19 protein-coding genes, 1 tRNA gene and 1 pseudogene are annotated in these 20495 nt (G+C 66.5%); 13 read left to right on the forward strand and 8 right to left on the reverse strand.

Features of this window, described 5'->3' with window-relative positions; all coding sequences use genetic code 11:
- On the forward strand, positions 1-1265 hold a 1265-nt coding region (locus tag J7E91_RS32280; protein WP_214910456.1), incomplete at its 5' end, for a UDP-glucose/GDP-mannose dehydrogenase family protein.
- A gap of 577 nt (positions 1266-1842) precedes the next feature.
- Here the strand turns inward: J7E91_RS32280 and J7E91_RS32285 are convergent.
- Both J7E91_RS32285 and J7E91_RS32290 read right to left on the reverse strand, forming a co-directional pair.
- Positions 1843-1916, reverse strand: a tRNA-Ala gene (locus tag J7E91_RS32285).
- Positions 1917-2040: 124 nt separating this feature from the next.
- Positions 2041-2523 carry a GNAT family N-acetyltransferase gene (locus tag J7E91_RS32290; protein WP_214910457.1) on the reverse strand — a complete coding sequence of 161 codons (483 nt, stop codon included), beginning with the start codon at positions 2521-2523 and terminating at the stop codon, positions 2041-2043.
- Positions 2524-2736: 213 nt separating this feature from the next.
- Between J7E91_RS32290 and J7E91_RS32295 the strand changes: the two genes are divergently transcribed.
- A complete protein-coding gene (locus tag J7E91_RS32295; protein WP_214910458.1) occupies positions 2737-2964 on the forward strand; it encodes a hypothetical protein in 228 nt (75 codons plus the stop codon).
- A 139-nt stretch (positions 2965-3103) separates the two neighbouring features.
- Positions 3104-3349, forward strand: coding sequence for a hypothetical protein (locus J7E91_RS32300; protein WP_214910460.1), 246 nt, complete (start codon positions 3104-3106; stop codon positions 3347-3349).
- Between the two features lie 46 nt (positions 3350-3395).
- On the opposite strand, the pseudogene J7E91_RS32305 reads toward J7E91_RS32300, so the two are convergent.
- Positions 3396-3965: pseudogene (locus tag J7E91_RS32305) on the reverse strand (transposase); the annotation flags it as partial.
- Between the two features lie 249 nt (positions 3966-4214).
- On the opposite strand from J7E91_RS32305, the gene J7E91_RS32310 reads away from it, so the two are divergent.
- From J7E91_RS32310 to J7E91_RS32325, 4 genes are all read left to right on the forward strand, one after another.
- The gene (locus J7E91_RS32310) at positions 4215-4682 is read left to right on the forward strand and encodes a hypothetical protein (protein WP_214910462.1); all 468 of its coding nucleotides are present in this window, start codon (positions 4215-4217) and stop codon (positions 4680-4682) included.
- 112 nt (positions 4683-4794) lie between these two features.
- Entirely contained in the window at positions 4795-5856 is a 1062-nt protein-coding gene (locus tag J7E91_RS32315; RefSeq protein WP_214910463.1) for a helix-turn-helix domain-containing protein, read from the forward strand.
- A 39-nt stretch (positions 5857-5895) separates the two neighbouring features.
- A complete protein-coding gene (locus tag J7E91_RS32320) occupies positions 5896-6384 on the forward strand; it encodes a sigma factor-like helix-turn-helix DNA-binding protein (protein ID WP_214910464.1) in 489 nt (162 codons plus the stop codon).
- 211 nt (positions 6385-6595) lie between these two features.
- Positions 6596-7411 carry an SAM-dependent methyltransferase gene (locus J7E91_RS32325; RefSeq protein WP_214910465.1) on the forward strand — a complete coding sequence of 272 codons (816 nt, stop codon included), beginning with the start codon at positions 6596-6598 and terminating at the stop codon, positions 7409-7411.
- Positions 7412-7431: 20 nt separating this feature from the next.
- On the opposite strand, the gene J7E91_RS32330 is transcribed toward J7E91_RS32325, so the two are convergent.
- The gene (locus J7E91_RS32330; protein WP_214910466.1) at positions 7432-8358 is read right to left on the reverse strand and encodes a helix-turn-helix transcriptional regulator; all 927 of its coding nucleotides are present in this window, start codon (positions 8356-8358) and stop codon (positions 7432-7434) included.
- Between the two features lie 89 nt (positions 8359-8447).
- A complete protein-coding gene (locus tag J7E91_RS32335) occupies positions 8448-8681 on the reverse strand; it encodes a DUF397 domain-containing protein (RefSeq protein WP_214910498.1) in 234 nt (77 codons plus the stop codon).
- A gap of 203 nt (positions 8682-8884) precedes the next feature.
- On the opposite strand from J7E91_RS32335, the gene J7E91_RS32340 reads away from it, so the two are divergent.
- Both J7E91_RS32340 and J7E91_RS32345 read left to right on the forward strand, forming a co-directional pair.
- Positions 8885-9445, forward strand: coding sequence for an ATP-binding protein (locus J7E91_RS32340; protein WP_214910467.1), 561 nt, complete (start codon positions 8885-8887; stop codon positions 9443-9445).
- Between the two features lie 266 nt (positions 9446-9711).
- Positions 9712-10290, forward strand: coding sequence for a hypothetical protein (locus J7E91_RS32345; RefSeq protein WP_214910468.1), 579 nt, complete (start codon positions 9712-9714; stop codon positions 10288-10290).
- Here the strand turns inward: J7E91_RS32345 and J7E91_RS32350 are convergent.
- Positions 10266-11234: a hypothetical protein gene (locus tag J7E91_RS32350; RefSeq protein WP_308377525.1), complete on the reverse strand. Its 969-nt coding sequence runs from the start codon at positions 11232-11234 to the stop codon at positions 10266-10268. The two genes, J7E91_RS32345 and J7E91_RS32350, sit on opposite strands and share 25 nt — an antisense overlap.
- A 1152-nt stretch (positions 11235-12386) precedes the next feature.
- Here J7E91_RS32350 and J7E91_RS32355 point away from each other — a divergent pair.
- Entirely contained in the window at positions 12387-12602 is a 216-nt protein-coding gene (locus J7E91_RS32355) for a DUF6207 family protein (RefSeq protein ID WP_214910470.1), read from the forward strand.
- A gap of 74 nt (positions 12603-12676) precedes the next feature.
- Here the strand turns inward: J7E91_RS32355 and J7E91_RS32360 are convergent, their stop codons facing one another.
- Positions 12677-13339: an HNH endonuclease family protein gene (locus J7E91_RS32360; protein ID WP_214910471.1), complete on the reverse strand. Its 663-nt coding sequence runs from the start codon at positions 13337-13339 to the stop codon at positions 12677-12679.
- A gap of 287 nt (positions 13340-13626) precedes the next feature.
- Here J7E91_RS32360 and J7E91_RS36495 point away from each other — a divergent pair, with 287 nt between their 5' ends.
- On the forward strand, positions 13627-15213 hold the full coding sequence (locus tag J7E91_RS36495) for a restriction endonuclease (protein WP_251016594.1): 1587 nt from the start codon (positions 13627-13629) through the stop codon (positions 15211-15213).
- Positions 15214-15353: 140 nt separating this feature from the next.
- Here J7E91_RS36495 and J7E91_RS32370 read toward each other — a convergent pair whose 3' ends face one another.
- Positions 15354-17804 carry a DEAD/DEAH box helicase gene (locus J7E91_RS32370; RefSeq protein WP_214910473.1) on the reverse strand — a complete coding sequence of 817 codons (2451 nt, stop codon included), beginning with the start codon at positions 17802-17804 and terminating at the stop codon, positions 15354-15356.
- Between J7E91_RS32370 and J7E91_RS32375 the strand changes: the two genes are divergently transcribed.
- Both J7E91_RS32375 and J7E91_RS32380 read left to right on the forward strand, forming a co-directional pair.
- Positions 17803-18954 (forward strand): TniQ family protein, encoded by a 1152-nt coding sequence (locus tag J7E91_RS32375; RefSeq protein ID WP_285439162.1) that lies wholly within the window; start codon positions 17803-17805, stop codon positions 18952-18954. The two genes, J7E91_RS32370 and J7E91_RS32375, sit on opposite strands and share 2 nt — an antisense overlap.
- A gap of 326 nt (positions 18955-19280) precedes the next feature.
- A complete protein-coding gene (locus J7E91_RS32380; protein WP_214910475.1) occupies positions 19281-20486 on the forward strand; it encodes a TniQ family protein in 1206 nt (401 codons plus the stop codon).
- The last annotated feature ends 9 nt before the right edge of the window (positions 20487-20495 follow it).

Raw genomic sequence — 20495 nt, forward strand, 5'->3', positions numbered from 1 at the left:
TGGCCGAACTCGGCCACGACGTGATCGGCATGGACGCCGACATGGACAAGGTGCACGTCCTGGGCTCCGGCAAGGCCCCGTTCTTCGAACGCGACCTCGACGACCTGCTGGCCAAGCACACCGCCTCGGGCCGGCTGAAGTTCACAGCCTCCTACGCCGAAGCCGCCGCCCACGGTGACCTGCACTTCATTGGCGTCGGCACCCCGCAGCAAGCCGGCGAGAACGCCTACGACCTCACCCATCTGTTCTCCGCCGTCCGCCAGCTCGCCCCGCGTCTCCACGGCCCGGCCGTCGTCGCGGTCAAGTCAACCGTCCCAGTCGGCACCGCACCGCGTGTCGCTGAACTCCTGCGCGAGTACGCACCGGCGGGTGAGAAAATCGAGGTCGCCTGGAACCCGGAGTTCCTGCGCGAGTCGTTCGCGATCGAAGACACCCTCCGCCCCGACCGGCTCGTCCTCGGCTTCAACACTGAGCACTCCTGGGCCGAAGCCGTCCTGCGGAAGTGCTTCGGCAAGATCATCGAAGCGGGGACACCGACGATCGTCACCGACTGGGCCACCGCCGAACTTGCGAAAGCCGCCGCGAACTCTTTCCTCGCCACGAAAATCTCGTTCATCAACGCGATGGCCGAAGTCTGCGAGATCGCGGGCGCCGACGTCGGCCAGCTCGCCGACATCCTCGGCCACGACGTCCGCATCGGCCGCCGAGGTATGCGCCCCGGTCTCGGCTTCGGCGGCGGCTGCCTCCCCAAGGACATCCGCGGCTTCATGGCCCGCGCCGGTGAACTCGGCGCCGACCAGGCCCTGACGTTCCTGCGCGAGGTCGACGCGATCAACAACCGGCGCCGCGCACGCATGGTCGACCTCGCCCGCGAACAGCTCGACGGCACCCTCATGGGCAAGCGGATCACCGTCTGGGGCGCCGCCTTCAAACCGAACACCGACGACATCCGCGACTCACCCGCCCTCGCCGTTGCCCAGCAACTCCACGAGCTCGGCGCCACCGTCACCATCACCGACCCTAAAGCCCTCGACAACGCCCGCAAACTGCACCCCGAACTCGGTTACGTCGACGACCCGATCGCCGCCGTCCAGGACACCGACCTGCTACTGCACCTGACCGAATGGACACAGTTCAGCCACGCCGACCCACACCGGCTCGCCACCCACGTCACCAGCCCGAAGGTCATCGACGGCCGCGGCACCCTCGATGCCGACCGCTGGCGCGAAGCCGGCTGGACCATCCGCACACTCGGCCGCCCCTGACCTCACGGTGGCTGCGACCGCAGACCGGCGCAGCCCACCGGCGTGGCCCGATGGTGCCGCTCGTTCACCCAACTCTTGGTTTCGTGGCCTGCGGTCCGCCCCCTCCCCTCATGAACCCCCGGTAGCACTGCCCTGTGAGCGCCAAAATGCCACTAGCCCTGGGCTTTTCCATCCTGCTCGACACCATGGCGGAGTGGATGAGGCAACCAGCGGCACGGCGCCCGGCACGAAGGCAGCCGTCCGGCAGGGCCGGATGCAATCGCGCATTAGCACGCCAGAAGGCCTTCTACTCGCGGGATCCGGACTGGAGTTGCCTTCCAGCGACGGCCGCTCGCAGATGTCACGTAGCCGCACGCTTCGAGCACTCTCTGACGCCGTCATCGCCAACCTGACCCAACCCTGGAACTCCGCCCTCGTTGAAGGCCACGTGAACCGGATCAAGATGCTCAAGCGCCAAATGCTCGGCCGAGCCGGACTCCAACTCCTCCGGAAGCGTGGCTGCTGGCATGAACGAGATGTCGAGGTCCAGCGACACTCGAGACCAGAACTGCTGCTAGCCGTGACTCGCGGGGTGGGATGGGGCCGACCGGATTCGAACCGGCGTCCTCCCACATGCGGTGAAGGCGCGACAACCACTGCGCTACGAGCCCCATCCCGCTCGTGATCATATGAGCCAACTGCATTCCGCCGCTCTTGAATTGACGAAGACGACGGATCACTCAGCGTGACAGCGCCACAGAACCTGAGCGAGAACCAGAATTGACGGCGTTGAGGGTCAGAGAAGTGTCTTGGCCATCACCTGCTCCCTGGTCACGCCGTCGGGCAACAGGTCCCCAAGCTCTTCGGTGGTGAGGAACCCGTTGCGTTGGTAGAGGGCGATGGCGGGCTTGTTTACTGGGAGCACCGCGAGCTTCAGTGTTGTGGAGCCCGATCGCAGGGCCCACTTCGTGACCGCCTTGATCAGCCGGTCTCCGACACCGTCGCCTCGCGCCTCGGGGCTGACCCACAACGACCTGAGTTCGCTCGTCTCTGCATCCGCGGGGACGCCCCTGACCATGCCGACAGGGAGACTGCCCCGCAGTGCGACGACGTTGTAGGAACCGGGGATGGCCAGACGAGCACGCCACTGCTCCTGGCCACCCCTGTGCCAGTCGCCGAGCCGGGATTTGAACGCATGCGGCGCATCGGTCAGGGCGGCGACACGGATCTCCTGCCACAACGGCCAGTCACCTGCCGTAAGGACTCGCAGATTCACCATGCCATGGAGTTTGTCGTAGGGCCGGCAAACGGGTAGGCAGTACTGGCGTCAGGGGACGTGCTTACGATCAGCCGAACTTGGCGGGTTCCTCTGCTCCGGCTCTTGTGCTGGCGAGGCGGTGACACCTCACGATGCCAAGCTGTCAAGCCGGGGCCGTGAAAGGCCGGTGTAGCCTCCTGTGGGTTCGATTTCAGGGCACGGGGTGGGGGTGCGATGGACGTTGTGCGCGTCATGGAGTCGTTGGCGGAGCAGGGAGTCACGGTGCTGTTCAAGGCCGACGCCGAGCGCATGCGCGATGGTACGAAGCCTTGGACCTTCGTCGCGAGCGGAGCGCCGTTTCGGGATGATCTCCTGGTACGCACAGACGCCGTGTCCGTGGAGGCGTGTCTGGAGGTCTGCCTTCCACGACTGCGCGAGTTCGGCCTGGTGATCCCCAATTGACGGTGCCGTGCCGGCCGAGGAACGTGCCGTGATCGAGCTTCCCGAAGGGTCGTGGTAGGACTACGTCGTTGCCTGGGAACCCGGCCAGCTGCGCCTGGGCGCCGGGCACGACCTCTCCTATACCCACGGCCTGGAGCTGGTGTTCAGCGACCCGGCCTTCGTCACGTGCCCGGCCGCCTTCCAGGATCCGGTGTTTCGCGAGCCGACACCTGACGAGGTCCGCCTCGTTGCCCGGCAGGTCGGTGAGACACCTCCCGTGCTGGTCGCCTTCGAGGCCGATGCGGGCGGGCCAACCCTCGCCTCGGGCCTGGTCGCGGCCGGGCAGCTCGACATCGTCCAGGGAACCGTCTTCCGGTACTCGCGCGAAAATCTTGGCACTAGGTGAACGCCTGGCTCCATGAGTGAGACCTCCGGTGTGATCGGTCTCCGTCCTATGCAGCTGCCGCACCTAGGGCTGCGCCTGAAGTCGGGAAAGCGGCGTGTTCGTCGAACGGCTGGCGGGCCTTGAGGCAGTGGTAGAGCTGGCCGAGCATTCGGTTGAAGAGGTTGCGCTGGGCGGCAGCGTGCCAGTCCGCGTGCTCGTCGCGTCGGCGCCCGTAGTGGGCCTTGGCTCCCGCAGAGGCCCTGAGGGACGCGAATGCCCAGAGATAACCCGCATGGTTGAGCCGGTCATTCTTCACCCAGCGCCGAGAGATGCTCGACTTCTTCCCAGAGGCCTCGGTGATGGGTGAGGCACCGGCGTACGCCTTTAGGCCACGGGCATCGGAGAACCGCTGGCAGTCGTCTCCGATCTCAGCGAGCACGCGGGCGTCGAGCTGGACGCCGAGGCCGGGCAAGCTGAGGATGATCTCAGCGTCCGGGTGCTGCGGGAAGGCTTCCTCCACCGCCTGGGCGAGGTCGTCGGCGGCGGTGCAGGCGGCCGTGAGCCGGCCAAGGAGGGTGAGCATCTGCCTGCCGAGCGCGTCCTCGACCAGCGGCGGCTGGTGCGCCCAGTCCTGGCGCAAGGCGCTCGACGGCTAAGCCCAAGGCCCCGCTGTGCTGGGTCAACGTGCACCGTCCGCGCGCTCGTCGTCGAGGCGGCGGCGGTTGGTCGTAGTAGCCCACGAGGGTGTCCGCCCGGCTGCGTATAGCTGGTCTCCCGGAGCGGAGCGTGGGGGCGGCGGTAATTCGGTGTCGATCTTTCGAATTGTTTCGAATCACGTCTGATTCCGACTTAACGGAATGCCTGCGGGAGCGGGCCGTGAAATTGCATGAATGACAGATTCCGCTTCTGTGGCAGTTTCACTACCTGGGGCGATGAACTCTTTGTCGTAGGAAGGGATTTGATGGCGCCGCAGCTGGACGGGCGCTACCGTTCATTCACGCGACGACGCGATGCTGAGGAGCCCCGGAAGGATTTAGGAAGCCACCGGGGCCCCTCTGAGTTCGACCAATCAGGGAAAGGAAATCCCATGTTTGACCGGTTTTCCGCTGCGCGCACTTTCGTGTCCGCAGCAGGACACGACGGTAACATTCCGCAGCTTGCCCCCAGCGAAACTCAGGCCCTGAATGCCTGGGCTGTCACGCTCGACGCGAGTGCCTTCCTGGCGCTACTTGTCGCACCGTTGGTCGTGATCAGCGGCATGTGGCAGGACCCCGCCGGCGCCGTGGTTCTCCTGACCGCTCTGGGCGTCACGCGCCGCTCACAGATCACACACAAGCGTGTGCGCGTGGGCTGAGCGATGTCCCCGGCTCCGGCGCACCGTTTGGGAATCGCTTCCATTGCGGTGCGCCGGAGCCGGGAGGTTTGGAGAACGCGGAAGAAACAACGTCGAGTTACAAGGAGGGGCAATGGTCCAGCCCGGCAGCTACCGCTCGTGCCGCTATTGCGGGCACCGGTTCGAGGAACGGCAGCAACCTGGCCGCAAAAGGGAGTACTGCAGTCTGGGCTGCCGCCAGCAGGCGCAGCGGGAACGTGATGGCCGCGTGCCGGTTCAGCCCTCCCCCAGCCTGGTGGGGCGGCCCATCGCTGAGGACTTGCAAGGCCTGGCGGCCGGTCTGCTGGCCGCTGAGTACGGCGGGCAGGATCTGGAGACACTGCTGCGTCTGGCCGGAAATCTGGCCAGGGAGGTCGAGCACTATGCGGCGGCTGCGGTCAGTGACGCGCGCTCGGCCGGAGCCGGCTGGGAGCAGGTGGCACGGGCGGCGCAAATCAGTGTCCCCACGGCGCGGACGCGGTGGAACGACCAGGAGGTCATGCGCCGGATGAAGCGGCGTGCTGCAGACAAGGCCGCAGTGCACGACGGAGATGCAGGCGGGCAGAGCGTGGCCGATACGGGGCAGTCGGCTGCCCGGGCGGGCCGCCGGCTTGCCTCGGCGCTGTCGTATCTGCATCGCACCAGCGGGCTGACGATCCGTGAAGTGGCCGAAGAAACGGGCCTGTCGGCTTCCTATGTATCGAGGATCCTGTCGGGAGAGCGGACGCCGACCTGGTCGGTGACATCGGCGCTTGCCACCGCTTTTGGCGGGGAGCCCGAGCAGGTGAGTGTCTTGTGGGAGAGCGCTCATTCGATGACGCCCGTGGCACGTCAGCCTTTTCCTCATCAGGCTGGTCGGCTGCGCTCTGCCTTGTGGGGGCTTTACCTGGCCGCGGCTCGTCCGGACACGGCGCACCTGTGCCGCATCTGCCCGGGCGTGCTGACTCCGGAGGTCGTCGAGGACCTGCTGAGCGGTGATCTGCTGCCGGACTGGGAGACGACCGGTGCGTTCGTCTCGGCGCTGGGGGGGTGGCCTGCCGACATTCGGCCGCTGTGGGAGGAGGCCCATTACGCGTTCCTGTTGTGGGTGCATCCCCTGCCGGACGCCGCGGTGCCGGGCCCGCAGGAGCCGCCCGACGGGGCCCGTCGGACCTGAACCTGCTGTGCCGACGCCCCAGGGAAGGAGATCACCAAGATGGCCGCGAAACCTCACCAGGGTTCATCCGGTCGCAGTAGCGTTCGCGCCCACCAGCCTTCGGGCCTGTCCGAGCCACTGACGATCTGCCTGCCGCTGGACTACACCGCGTTCTGCCTGCTGTACCGGGATGCCTACCTGCGCTATGCGCAGGCTCGTCTGGCCGATGCCGAGACGAGCCGGACAGTGGTGGAGATGGCGTTGGGGCAACTGGCCTTGAATTGGTCTGCGGCGCTTAGTTCCTGCCCTGCTGCCGTCGCCTGGCAGCTGCTCGGACATTTGATCACGTTGTCGTCGGGGCAGGCGGCGGCCGTCGCGACGGGCCGTGAGGACATATACCGGCAGCTGCCAGCCGTGCAGGCCGACGCGGTGATCCTGTGCCACCGCCTGTCGTTGACGCCGGGCCAGGCGGCGGCTCTGATGGGAGTGGAAGAGCCGGCCGTCAACAGTCGGCTCAGTGCCGCCCTGCGCAGATTGCCGGCCGCCTGAGACAAACTCCCGACGCCGCGAAGCACGTTGGGCGCACTGCCTTGTACCGTCCGTGCGACCCACATACGCGGGGGGCATATGCCGAGCGGCCGGTTCACTTCTGCTCGCTGCCGGTTCCCCCTATCGGGGCCTGGCTCTGCTGCTGCTGCCTTGCCTACGATGTGGCTTCACCGAAGCGACGCGCTGTCAAGGCAGCGCGCTGGGGGGCCGGATGCACCACGGGGAGAAAGAACTGTCTACGTCCATCGATGTGACCGTGCCGAGCGTGGCACGCATGTATGACTTCCTTCTGGGCGGCAAGGACAGCTATCCCGCCGATCAGAAAGCCTGCGCACAGCTGCTGGAGCAGGTACCCAGCACGAAGGCCCTGGCCCTGAACAACCGGCGCTTTTTGCAGCGTGTGGTGAAGACGCTGGCGAAGGAGTACGGGATCCGTCAGTTCATCGACCACGGCTCCGGCCTGCCGACCCGCGACAACGTTCACCAGGTCGCCCAGCGCGTAGATCCGTCCTCGCGAGTCGTCTACATCGACAACGACCCGATCGTGCTGGCGCACGGGCGAGCGCTCCTGGAGGAGAACCTCTCCACCACCGTCATCCACGCGGACATGCGCGATACCGATGCCATCTTCGACCACCCCGACACCCGGCGGCTCATCGATCTGAGCCAGCCGGTGGCCGCTCTGTTCGTGTCTGTGCTGCACTGCATTCCCGACGACGACGATCCAGCAGGCCTTATTCGCCGGGTGGCCTCGCGTCTGGCTCCGGGCAGCTTCCTGGTGGTGTGCCAGCTGGTCAGCTCGGACCCCGCGGTACGCAAGTTCGTCACCGACTTCATGGCGGAAAGCACGCAGGGCAACTGGGGACGTGTGCGTGAGGAGAGCGACGTGCACTCCTTCCTCGAAGGCCTGGAGATCATCCGGCCCGGCCTGGTCGAAGTCTCCACTTGGCGGCCCGACTCAGACCTGGCACCTCGCCAGAAGACCATGGAGTGGATCGAGTTCGGCGGCGTGGCCCGCGTTCACTGACCACGACCGCAGGACGGGCATCATGTCGCGAGTTCCCGGATCGTCTTCTGCAGCAGCTCACGGGTGGCGCTGGGGGTGAGGGCTGCCGCGGACAGGCGGTCCAGCAGGGCGCGGTACTCCACTGTCGCCTCAGGGCGCTCCAGGAACTCCGCACCATTGAGCTGTTCCAGGTAGACGACGTCGGGCACGTCCTGTTCCGGGAAGCGAAGATGGGTGAAAGGGGTATTGGACGACAAGGCCTCGGGTGCGTCCTGCGGGACCACCTGGAGTGTGATGGTGGAGTTCTCGTCCGAGAGGGTGGAGACGTCGAGCAGGTGCTGCAGTTGCTCCCGCATCACCTCGGGCTTGCCAAGGGTCCGGCGGAGCGCGGATTCGTCGACCAGCGCCCACAGCGCCGGCGGGTCCGGGCGCTTCAGCATCTCCTGGCGGCGCATCCTGAGCCTCGTTCGGTCCTCCACCTCAGCGCGGCCGGCCATCGGAAGGCCAAGGCTGATCACCGTGCGGGCGAAGCTTTCGGTCTGGAGCAGCCCCGGAATGAGCTGCACCTCGTAGGTGCGGATCGTCTCCGCGGACTCTTGGAGACCGATGAATTGCTCGAGCCAGTCGGGCAACATGCTGTGGTTGTAGCGCTGCCACCACACGGAGCCTTCGGCCTGCCGCAGCAGCTGGCGAACTACGGCCGCTTCGTCCGGGTCGGCGCCGTAGAGCCGGAGCAGGAGCACCACGTCCTGCTCCTCGACCGGCTTCTTTCCGTCGCCCTGCTCGATCCGGCACAGCTTCGAATTGCTGAAGCGGACGCTCTTGGCGGCTTCGCCCTGGGTAAGGCCCGCCTCCTCACGCAGCGCTGTCAGGTGGCGGCCCACGAGCCTCTTGAGAAGGACGGGGGCAGCACTCGGGCGCTGCAGGTAGCGCTCGAGAGACTCAACTCGGTTCGGCAGGGCGGACATAAGGGCTCCAGCTCAACGACAGGGTCGAAGCTGAGTGTCGCATTCAGAACCCCGCACGCCGCCCGATGTCCGCTATGTCGCACGCCCGTTCAAGCGAAGCGATCAAATTGCCCGTCCTTGGCACCGGCGATAAATGCGCCGATCTCCGCGCGCGTATATACCAGCGCAGGCCCCTGCGGGTCACGAGAATTACGCACCGCAACCTGATCGGATGAAACGTCTGCTACTTCAACACAGTTGCCCACAGCGTTGCTGTGCCGGCTCTTCACCCAGGTGACACCGACCAGAGAATCTGCCGGGATGCCGTTGCTGACCTGCCGCATAACACCTCTCCCACCGAACTGTTCGAACCCGCAGCACGACAACACGAACCCCATGGGTGCCACAATCAAAGGAACGGACGTTCCATAAAGGCAGCGGTGGAATTTCTCCTGCAATTGCACGCGGCGTACGGATGACCGGGATACTAGCTTCATCACCAGGCCGCTCACGGTGCCGCCTATCGGCACCTCCCGGGGGAGACAACGTGCCGCCACATGCGACAACCGCGCAGAGTCAAGCCGCTCGCACCACGGCACTCCCCGCGAGCAGACCGGACGGTTCACCCGAAAGAGAGCCGCAAGGACAGCATCCGACCCCGGACTGGGGCATCAATCTGCGGATCAGCGCCGCGGGATTCGCCGCACGCCGCATCACCCACAGCGCCGACGCACTCACCCGGGCACGGTCCCTCACCCGCCACACCCTCAACACCTGGGGCCTTGGCGCCTACAGTGACGACGCGCTGATCATCACCGGTGAACTCATCAGCAACGCCATCCGCCACGCCCTGCCTCAAAACCCCCACGACGATGGCGCCTGGCTCGGACTGATCAACAATCCCAAGCACCTGCTCATCGCCGTTACAGACCCCGCCCCCCACCCGCCAGGCATCGCCTCCCCCGCGCTCCTCGCCGAAACCGGGCGCGGCCTGCGCATCGTGGAGACCCTTGCCGACTCCTGGGGCTGGACCCCACCCACCCGCACAGGAAAAACCGTCTGGGCCGTCATCCGCACCTGGCCCCACCGGCCCTGTCCCTCCGTCTAGGCAGCATCGGGCGGTAACGCCGTCGACCGCGGTCCAAAGGCGCTCCTCGCCTGCCGGCGGGGAAGCTTATTCGTGTCGTGGCGTCCGAGGTCCGACCACGTGACGCCGCAACAGTCCAGCTGAGACACCAGTCTTCCTGCATGGAAGATGGACAAGACACGGGTCCCAGTGATGGCATCCGGCCGCTTTGCGCAGCATCTCTGCTGGGGTCTGGCAGCCCTGGTAGACCGGTCGTGTCCCACTCTGCGCCGCTTAAGGACCGAAGAATGCTGCTCACCGCTGACAGGATCTGCCCGCTGGTACTCAGGGGGCAGCGGGTCCAGGCGGCGATCACCGTCTTCGAAGACGAGGCCCAGCGCCGTGCCGCCGCCGGCCTCGGCGCTCTCGACCAACGGTCGCTTCTCACGTTCCTGTTCAACCTGCCCGCCGGTGTACCCGTCCCTCTCGACCAGTTGGATGCCAGCGATCGACGCAGGGCATCCACCGCCCCTTCCGGTGTCGTGGAAGTGGACCAGGAACATGGCGTCGTTGTACGGCGAATCGTCCCGGTCGTGCGTGTGGAGCAAGTCCTCGTACACGCCAAAGACTGGGACCAAGGAGTGCGCCTGGCTTCCCAGTTCGGTCCGTTCTGCACCCGAGCTTTCATCGTGCCCGAAGGAACGCCGGACACCGACCTGATCGTCCTCAAAGCGCGCTACTACGGCGTCGGCGTTGCCGTACAGGCCCCGGGCGGCAGCAGCCGCTGGCTCCTGGAGCCCGCACCGTACCGGCCCCGTCGGCACTCCCCTGCCCAGTGGCTCTTCCATGAACAGGCATGGCGTCAGATGGGCTCTTGGCGCCGTTGAACGGGAGCGAGCGGCATCGGCGTCGGGCGACGCCAGGCTTGCAGGACTTTCGGGAAGTCGATCTCCATCTCGATCTGCCGCGACAGTTGGCGATGCAGTTCGTAGGAGTCCCCCAGGGTCTGTCGCCACCACTCGAGCCGGTGGTGCCCGCGATGGCAGGCGGCCATGTCCTGGTGCAGAAGATAAAGCTGGCGGACGCTGTGCTGGCGCGCCTGAAGAACATCGGCAGCCTTGTCCGTGAACCGGTCCAGCGCGGCTCCCCTGCACACGGCGCAGTCGCAGGTCCACGGGTCACTGTGCGCGAACCAGTCCTGCAGCGTCGTGACCCTGAAGTAGCGCAGCAACCGGCCGAGGAGCACGACGGTAAACGGATTCCACGGACCGCCACCCCCGTCGCGGGCCGGATCGACGGCGTGGCGCAGGCCGGCTGTCACGCCGACGGCACCGGCGAGGGCGCCGTGCGTCATCGCGTCGAATGCCGCCAGGTCGGTACGCCACAGCACCAGGTCCGGACACGCCCGGCACAGCTGGCGCAAGCCCTCCGGCACCCCTCGGCGTTCCATCGGGTCACTGTCGGCCTGCAGCGTGAGCGCCACCGGATGACGACAAGCCGCCAGCTGCTCGGCGAACTGAACCAGTGCGGGCGGCTGGAGCCACTTGTAGCTGCAGGCGACCAGCACCACGGTGTCCTCGCGCTCCAGACGATTGGCCGCGGCGATCACCGAGCGCAGGACCGGGGTTCCGCCCTCGTAACCTAGGAACGTCGTCGGGGTCACGGCGAAGGAAGCGCCGTTGTGTATCTGGCCATCAAGTACCTCGTTCAGCGCGCCCGAGCCCAAGTGGCGCCATCCCTCAACGCTTTGGATACTGAAGGGAGATTCCTCGGTCGCGTAAGCCCGGGTGTGATTCTCGTAGTCGACCGCCAGCACGAGGTGCGGCGCCACATGCCGCAAGGCTCGGCATTCGGCAAGCGACCGGAATCCAGTGAGGACCATCCCACCCGACCGCTGATCCACGTGAGGGAAGACATCCACAGCCAAGCGTGAGTTGACCATGGTCAGTAACCGGTCGTGCAGTAGCTCTCTGGCCCCGATCCGACCCACCATGAGCCGCCCCCTCTACAGGTCGGGGCGAGCACCGTGTGCCTGATCCCCTGCCTCGCCCCTCCCCAAGTGTCCGGGCCACCACGCATCCCGCACAAGACGGCCTCTTCGGACAAGCCCGCCCGAGGGGCGGGGCCACGGAGGACGTCGGGACTCCCGTCTTCTCTGTCTGTTAGGGACAGCCATCACCCACCAAATATCGACAGGTGCTTTGCGCTGTCGGCAGATCTGGCTTGCGGGTGGTTGCGAATTTCGAAGCGAGCAGCAGGCACCGCTGGGTAGGTAAGGCAGGGGAACAGTGCCTGCACCGTCGCGTAGCCCGTGACTGGCGCGGGACCTAACACTTCCTTTGGAGAAGAAATGCGCCACCTGCGCGTTCCCGCAGCGAAGTTCATCGGCCGCCATCTCGAGCCCGCGTACGAGGCGGCACTCGGCGGCGAGGAAACCCATCGCCTTCTGGCCGCTGCCCACGCCGATCGTATCTGTCCTCCGAGCGGCCACAGGATCTCCTGGAGTGACTGCTACGCCTCAGCAGACCTTCACCCTCTGCCCCGCAAAGCTGGCTTACTGCTCGACCCGTCCGGCGATGCGCTCCCAGTCGTCGAGCTCCTCTCAGGCAAGGCCCAGGACCGGGCTGTAGCAGCTGGCAGGCTGGCTGAGCGGATCCGGCGCGAGGCCCGCCGTTTGGGCGTGGACCGCTAGGCGCAGTCTGGGGCGGGCGGGCCACGTGTCCGCCCCGTCCTGCAACGCGGCAGGAACCTCGTCGCCCGATGTGTCGATCCCGCGACCCTCCAGTTCGTCGAGTCATCGGTTCCGCTGGGGAACCACTCCGCTCACACCAGAGGCAAAGGGCGAGCTCTTTCAGAGGGTGCCCCCTCTGTCGGTCGCAGTCGGCCAGCCCTGGAGCACCGGCACCGTTGAAGTCCTCATTCGTTTAGGGGATTGGTCCGCACGGAGAGAACCAGGGGCAGCTGTGCGACGTCGCCATGGATCATGGACCACATTGACGAACAGCATGTCTCGGCGCCGGGTCTGCTCGTGTTGGATATCGCCGCTGCGGACGAGTCGACCGCGCTCGCCGCCCTCCGCCAGCTGAGCGAGTGCTGGGCTTCCTCCGGCACCCACCGGGTATGGCGGGTGCCGGGCGAAGCCGGGGTGCGAGCACGGCTGTACGCCGACATGCGCCGCCCAGGTACCAATGAGGGATGAGTGATCCGAGCGGGTGAGCTCACGTCGAAGTGTCCAGGCAGGCACCGTTCCCGCAGGCACGGATGCCCAGTTGGCTACGGGACGAGTTCGAAGGTGACGGTGGTGTCGGCGCAGCCTTCAACCAGCAGCTGTAGGGCGTCGTGTTCGGGGGCATCGAGGGTCAGGCCCCAACGCAGTTTGGTGGCAACCCAGTCGGCCGCGTACTGGCAGTGCACTTCGGCGGCCGGAGGCAGCCACTGTGCGGGGTCCTTGTCGGCTTTCGCCCGGTTGGAGCGGGCGGTCACGGCGACCAGGGAGCGTTCGGCGTCGAGGTCGTTGGCGTATGCCTCGCGGCGGACCGCAGTCCACTGCCAGGCCCCCGAGTCCCAGGCTTCGGCGAGCGGGACCATGTGGTCCACGTCCAAGGCGGACGCTGCGGTGACGTGCTGCCCGTCGTAGTACGAATGCCACACGCCCCCGGTCAGCGAGCACCGCTCCCCCACCGTCGGCGCCTCGATAGCCTCGGCGATGAGGACCTCGGCACGGGCGTTGCAGCCGTCGTCAAGTTTGCCTGCGTTCCAGTGCTTGAAGCTGTTGCGCTGGTACCCATCGCGGGACTCGGCAGCGAAAGCAAGCCGCTCGATGCCTTGGGACAGGGGCAGGCTTTCGGCGGCGTGGGCGGGGGCGGGCATCGTCGTGGTCAGGGGCAGGATGGTGAGCGCGGCAACCGAAGCGGCCCGCAGAAGAGACTTGATCACAAACGTATGTGTAGTGCCTTCCGCGAGCCGACCTGAGTCGATGAAGCGGCAACCCACCCATGTGGGTGGTCAAACTCACCGCAGAAACGACCATCTGAGGGCGCTGCGGAGGACGAGCGTCGACCGCGAACCGGCACTCGCGAGAGCTGCTTGAAGTCGGGAGTGGCGCCAAGGGCGGCGAGCCGTTTCACGTGGGGTGAGCAGCCGGCAGGCCGGGGCTCGCGTCGAGCATCGAGAGCGGCACTTCTCCTCAATGCCGAAGTCCGCATCGCTGCCTCCTGGGGTTGATGCTGGCTGATTGCGCGGTTCACCTGTGGGGCAGTGCTCATCAGGGTTCTCCAGACCGGGGGTGGGGCATGGCTCGTAAAAAGTCGCTGGCAGCTCAGGTGGTGCAGGCGTACCGCGATGCGCAGAAGGCGAAGGCGGCAGAGGCGAAGCGTCAGCAGCAGGAACAGGATCGTAGAGAGAAGGCCGCTGCGCTGGCGCAGCGGCAGCGTGAACAGGTGGCGGCCAAGCGGGAGCGTGAGCAGGCGCAGGAGGGGGTGCGGGCGAAGAAGGAGAAGGAGCGGCAGGAAGCGGAGAAGGCCCGTAAGGCGGAGCAGGTGGTGCGGGAGTTGGAGAAGCGTCAGGCGGCTCGGGAGCGTGAAGCGGAGCTGAAGAAGAAGGTGCAGGTGAAGGCAGCGGCAGAGGCGGCGAAGCTTGCCAAGCAGCGTGAGGTCGAGCAGTTGCGGCGTGCGGCGGAGGAGCGGACGGAGGCTGTGCAGCGGCAGGTTGCCCGGATGCATTCCGTCCTGGTGGAACGTCCTGGTGGCTTGCAGGCACACCGGGGTGCGGTGGAAAAAGCATTACTTCACGAGGGGCCTGAAGGGCTCATGGCCGCTGTGGACGAGGTGCTGGCTGCGGTGCCGTATCCGGAAGGGCTGCGGGGAACGTGGCGCTCGGCGTTCGCTCCCGAGACACGAGAGCTGCTACTGGAGATCGACCTGCCCGGCCAGGACGTAGCGCCGACGACGGCGCTCTACCGGTTCAAGGCGTCCGTACCACCGGCGGTGGTGCCGCAGCCGCGGAAGGACTCCGAGGTCAAGGAGTTGTACCGGACGTTGGTAGCTCGGCTGGCGCTGCGGGCTATCGACGAGGCGTTCGCGGTGACTCCCCCGTCGCTGGTGGACGTGGTGGCGTTCAACGGGCACGTGCACTCCAAAGACCGTGCCACGGGGAAGGCGATCAGGCCGTGTCTGGTCAGTGTCCGCAGCAGCCGCGAGACGTTCGAGGACCTGGTGCTGGACGAGCCGGAGCTCGACCCGGTGACATGCCTGCGCCACCTCAACGCCGTGGTGTCGCAGCACCCTTACGACCTGGAACCGGTACGTCCAGTGGTCACCTTTGACCTGAGCAAGTACAAGCGGGCGCCCGAGGTCGACGTCGTGGCCGGCCTCGACAACCGGCCCGACCTCGTGGCACTGGACCCGATCGAGTTCGAGCACCTAGTCCGCCGCCTGTTCGAAGCGATCGGGCTCAAAGCCTGGGTCACCCAGGCCTCCCGCGACGACGGCGTCGACGCGGTCGCCACCAACGAGGACCCCATCATGGGCGGGCTGTGCATCATCCAGGCCAAACGCACCAAGAACACCGTGCCCACCGAAGCCGTCCGCGCCCTGGCCGGTGTCATGCACGACAAAGCCGCCGCCAAAGGCATCCTCGTCACCACCGCCTGGTTCGGCAAAGCAAGCCACGACTTCGCCCAGCGCACCGGCCGCATGCAACTCATCGACGGCCGCGGCCTCAAAGCCCTCCTCCAAGAACACCTCAACATCGACGCGCTGATCGGCCTGCCCAAACTCCCACCCGGCTGGGAAACCCGCGACGTCCGGTAACAACCATCTGCTGGCGATCGGTTGAACCGTTGGCTCGTGAAGTGCATGCGGTCCTGGTGCCCTCACCGAGCCTCATCCACCACCCGCGGCCCGGCCGGTGTTGATGGTGGCGGCTGTTCAGTGTGCATGGCCGCGTTGGTTCAGTGAGAGGAGAGCCGGGCTGGTGACACCCAGGGCAGTTCCGGTGCTGCCCACCAGACGTCGTCCTCGTCCTCAGTAGCGTCGGGCACAGTGAGTTCGGCTTCCTGGAAGATTGGCTCCGGTTCGATACCGAGGGCGGTCAGTGCAGAGATCTGCGGTCCTGTCAGCTGTGCGGTGTTGGTACGGCATTTCCTGATCCAGCGGCCGAGGAGGACGTCGTCGCCGTGGAGGTTCTCCCGGTGCCCGATGGTGACCTGGACGTGCCCTTCTCGCTGGTGGAACTGCCGGGCGGCTTTAAGGCCGCGGTGGAAGGCGCGGGTCCGTGGAGCGGAGGCCGGCAGGAGCAGCAGGCTGTGGGGGTGGATGTCGGGGTGACGGGCGGCTAGGTCGTTCAGGAGCCGGACCTGCTGGGTGTGCAGGTCGCGTAGCTGTGTGATCTGTCGGTCCAGCCAGGTATGGGGGTCTTCGCCGGAAACGGGTGCGGGCTCGAAGGCAGCAGTGTTGGTCTGGGTGGCGAGCTGAAGGCATACGTGGGTGTAGTCGTGCTGCCAGGCCACCCCCCACGGCGGGTTCCACCACGGGTCGACAGCGTTGAGGGCGGCGGTCCGCGCGCTGTGCATGCGTCCGCTGTCGGCCAGGGCGCGCTGGCGGTTGAGCCAGCGGATCATCGGACCGTCGCTGCTGCTGGGGACGATGGTGAGGGCGAGAGTGCCGTGGGTGTCGGCGAAAGTCACCGCAGCTTCGAGGCGGTCTTCGAAGCTGCCTGGAGGATGGGGCCAGGAGATGTTGAGGCTGGACAGCGCCAGGGCCCGGTCGGGGGCAAGGCTGCCGTTGGCGTACAGGGAGCGCTGTTGGCCGATCCAGAGTCCGAGGGGGTAGCCGGACGGGTCGGTGTATTCGCTGGGGACGTTGAGGTGCTTGCGGCGCTCGTAGAAGCGGATGGCGGCGGTCCAGCCTGCCGACCATATGCGGGTGTCGGTCTGGTGGGCGCGCAGGCTTGTGATGGGGGCGATCTCGGCGGCGCGTTCGGGTGCAAGCGGGAAGGGGGCTTTGTCGTCGCGGTCGGGGTCGTGGCCTCCGCCGCCCAGGCGGCGCCAGACTTTGGCGTCGTGCTCGCGCAGCCCGTTGAGGACCTCCCAGAGAATCTTGAACTCTGAGGATTCCAGCGCCTGTTCAGTGGTCTGCCGGCGGCCTACGTATACCGGGATGATCAATACGGCGATTTTGCCGGAGCCCGGCGGCTGGCGGAGTGCGCGGCCGAGGGCCTGGATGATGTCGGAAGGGCTGCGTTTGGGGTCGGCGAACAGGACTGCGTCGGCGTCCGGCACGTCGACGCCTTCTCCCAGGACGCGGACGTTGGACAGTACGGCGCCGTCGACGGCATCAGGATTCCTGGTGCGGCGGCGCAGTAGGGGGATGCTTTCGAATTCGGCGAGGCGGCCGGCTCGCTCGCGCAGGGGCTGTCCGCTGTGGAGGGGGTAGGCCCATAGGCGGCGGATGCCGATGCTTTTGGCGGCTGCGGCGACGGTGTCGTGGAGTGTTTGGCTGAACTGGTGGGCGTTGGCTATGCGGCTGTGGAAGCTGATGACGCGGCGTACCTGGTGTGTGGCCATGGTGCGCAGGAGGCTGACCTGGAGGGCGGACAGGCGCAGTCCGTCGATGTGCTGGGTGGCGCCGCGTGTCTGGAGTACTTCGCGTAGCTCGTCGTCGTCGATGACGGGGACGACGATGCGGTAGTCGGCGAGAATGCCGCGGTCGATGGCGTCGGCGAGGCCGAGCTGGTAGACGACGGGGCCGTAGATCGTGGGGTCGTCCATCGAGGCGAGGGGTTCAGGTGGGCCGTCGGGGGCGGAGGGCTTCCTGCGGCGCTTCTTTTTGCCGGGGTCTTCGAGTCCCCAAGTGCGGGGGGTGGCGGTCATGTAGAGACGCCGCCGGGCGGGCACGGCGCTGTCCTTGTGGATGGCCGCCCACTGCTTGTTGCTACTGCCGCTACTGCGATGGGCTTCATCAATGATCGCGATAGCCCACGGCGGGAGCCGGTACTTCTTGTGGGCGCGGGTCAGTGCCGGGAGGGAGGAGTAGGTGGTGAAGACGACTGTGGGCCCGGTGTTGCCCGCCACGAGTTCGGCGATCCGGCGGGCATTGGTCGTCAGCGGGAGGCGAACGGTGCCGGTCTGGGCCGGGCTGAGGGAGCAGACGCCGAGCATGTTCTCGATGACGCTGTACCTGGCCCAGTGCCCGGCGGTCTGGCTGACCAGGTTCAGCGACGGGACGACGACGAGAATGTTGCCGCGGCTAGCGAAGTGCTCGGCGATCCGCATCGCGGTGATCGTCTTGCCGCTACCGGTGGCGGAGACCACGGTGACGCGGGGCATGTGGGCCAGGCTGCGGACGGCGGCTTTGAACGCTTCGCGCTGATGATCCCGCAGCTGGATGCCGGGGTGCGTCATGGGTCTGCGGGTCTCTCGCTCTCGTACCTGCGCTTATGCGGCACCAGGTTATGCACCAGTACGGCCCGGGTACCGAAAATGGCTCTGCGGCAGCGAAATTACCTTGTCAGGAGTAATCTCGCTCGTCGTTGCCGAAATCACCTGCAGGGGGCGAAGCGCCACACAGGAGTCAGCGCAGGGACGAGGTTCTTCAGTGCACCCACGGTCGCTGCCGCTCAAGGTCCGTTTCCTGGCCGGTGAGTCCACCGGCTCATACATGACACGTCTCGCCACCCGCAACGGACTGACTGCCAGCCGGCTCCTGGACAGCCTCGGCGAAGGGCAGTCCGCACCTGATGTGGATCCGCGCTACACCGAGCTGTACGTCAACCGGGCAGCAAGGGGCCGTCTGGCCGCACTGATCGGCCGGCCCGTCGGGGAACTGACCAGAGCGCTGCCCAGCACCAGTGACGAACATCTGCTACCCGACAACGCTGACGGCGGACCGGTGTGGAAGTGGCCGTGGGTGCCCCACGGCGGGTACCTGGTGCGAGGGTGCGCCCTGTGTGCCACCGTCCGGGAGGTCGATGAACCTGTGTGGCTCATCTGTCCCGACAGGTGGCACATTTGCGTGCGGCACGGGCGGTTCAGTGACAATTCGCGCGACGACAAAGTGCCCTTCATTGACCTGGCCCCCGGCCCCCACGTGGTGGAGGCAGAGCGTCGGCGCGTGGAGCTCGTTCGCAGGCTGGGGCCGGCGGGCCGGGTCCTGGTGGCAGATGCCTTCGGAGTCCTGGCACACGAGGCTGTACGAGCGCCGCGCCTCGGCACCGACCGCACCACACCCCTGCGGCTGCTGCCGACCGTGGTGAAGGTAGCCAGCGCCATGATCTCGGCGGAGCGCCGACGCGTCGAGGGACGCCTGACCCGTGTCCACCAGCGTGAGTGGTTGAGGCAAGCGAAGTCGGAATTTCGCTCGGACATTGGGATGGCTCTTCAGGCGTGGAGCGAGAAGCACACCCTCCCCCGGACGCCGGTTCAGCCGCGACCGCGCGGGACCCACCTGCCCCTCGCCCTACCGCACGAAGAGATCGGCGGAATGCAATCCGTCGACGAGATCACGTGTGTCCCATGGGGAGTCCTCGCAATGACCGAGCGGCCCTATGGCTGACCGAGCGGCCCCGTCGCGGCGAAGCGCCGAAGGCCAGCTATCCGCATACCCGTTCGCTTCACTGCCGTATTCTTGTGGCCAAGAATACCAAGCGCCCTATTTTGCCGGTGTCACCCAGGATTCGGGGATGGCGCTTCTGACAAGAGCACGCGCTTCGGCCTTGCCGCCGCGGGAGACGTATCAAGCACGACCACTGTCGACCAACTGCCAAAATTTTTCAATGTTGCCGTCGTTGACTAATGGCCCATCGCTGACCCGTCGCCAGCATGGTCTGGCGCGTGAAGCCGTTTCGTATCCGGTAAGAGTCCTTCGGAGGCCAGGTTCTCGTGTCGGTCAAGGAGTCTCCCAAAACAGAGTCCATGCCTGTGCTGCGGGCTCTTCCTCAGAGGATCGGCTTTCTGGCAGGTGAGACGAACGGTTCGTACGTGCAGCGTCTCGCCCGGGCCAATGGGCTGGGGACGACCGACCTGTTGACGCTGCTTGGCTCCGGTCCGGCGGGCCCGGTGCAGCCAAGCGAGACGGAGCTGTATCTGAGTGCCGCCGCATTGGAGCGTCTCTCCGTCCTCTCCGGCCGTCCCACAGCTCAACTGCAGAAGGCCCTGCGCTGTTTGCGTGATGGATCCCTGCTGGCAGGGCTCACCCCGCAGAGCGCCTGGCGATGGGAACGCCCTGCGCCGGGACTGCCACGTCTACTGCAGGGCTGCCACAGGTGCGCTGCGGTGAAAGGCTCTCGGCATCCGGTTTTCGTCTGGTGCGACATGCCGTGGCAGGTATGCCGACAGCATGGGTGCTGGCTGGATGCCCAGCCTGAACAGCAGACCATCCGGGCATCCTTGTGCGGTCGCATCCCGCAGGTGATTCGGGCAGAACAGCAGCGGATCCGCTTCGAGCAACGGCTGGGCACCACGGGCCGGCTCTTATTCTCCGATGCCTTGAGCGCCTGTGCCTACTGGTGGAACAACCCGCGTCTTTCGCTTCCTGTGTGGATCGAGCGGCAACGGCCGTTTCCCGCACTCGACTACAGTGACCCGTTTCCCGCGCTCGTCGTCATCTATCCGGAGGTCGTGCGGCTGGCGCAGATGTTCGCGCAGTGGCACCAGGGTCAGATGGAGGGCGGACTGAACCCGGGTGCGTGGGAGCGCCAGATGCGGCAGCTCTTCCGCTCGTGGGGAAGCCCGTTCGAGGTAGACGAGGTTCGTCTACCGGTCGAGCTGTGGCTGCATCGGCATCGCAGCCATACGGTGTCGAGGACCCGTGCGCCGCGCTGGAATCCCCGGACAGGGCTGGCGCGGGCTCTTTCCGAATGCGTTCCCCGGGGCTCCCGCAGACCAGTTGGAAACGTACAGGCGTGGGTTCAGCGGTCCTGCCTGCCGTTCAGATACGGCCGCGGAGTGTGGTCGTTGCCGAAGGAGCGCCGCAGGGACATCCTGCACTTGCGACCCTACTACGACCCTGTCGACGGAGGGGTCTGGGAGATGTTGCCGCAGCCGCTGCCTGGGCACGAAACGCTAGATCCGCGTCGTCTGCAGTGACCTAAACCC

The sequence above is a fragment of the Streptomyces sp. ISL-99 genome (assembly GCF_018614005.1).
Lineage (GTDB): Bacteria > Actinomycetota > Actinomycetes > Streptomycetales > Streptomycetaceae > Streptomyces > Streptomyces flavidovirens.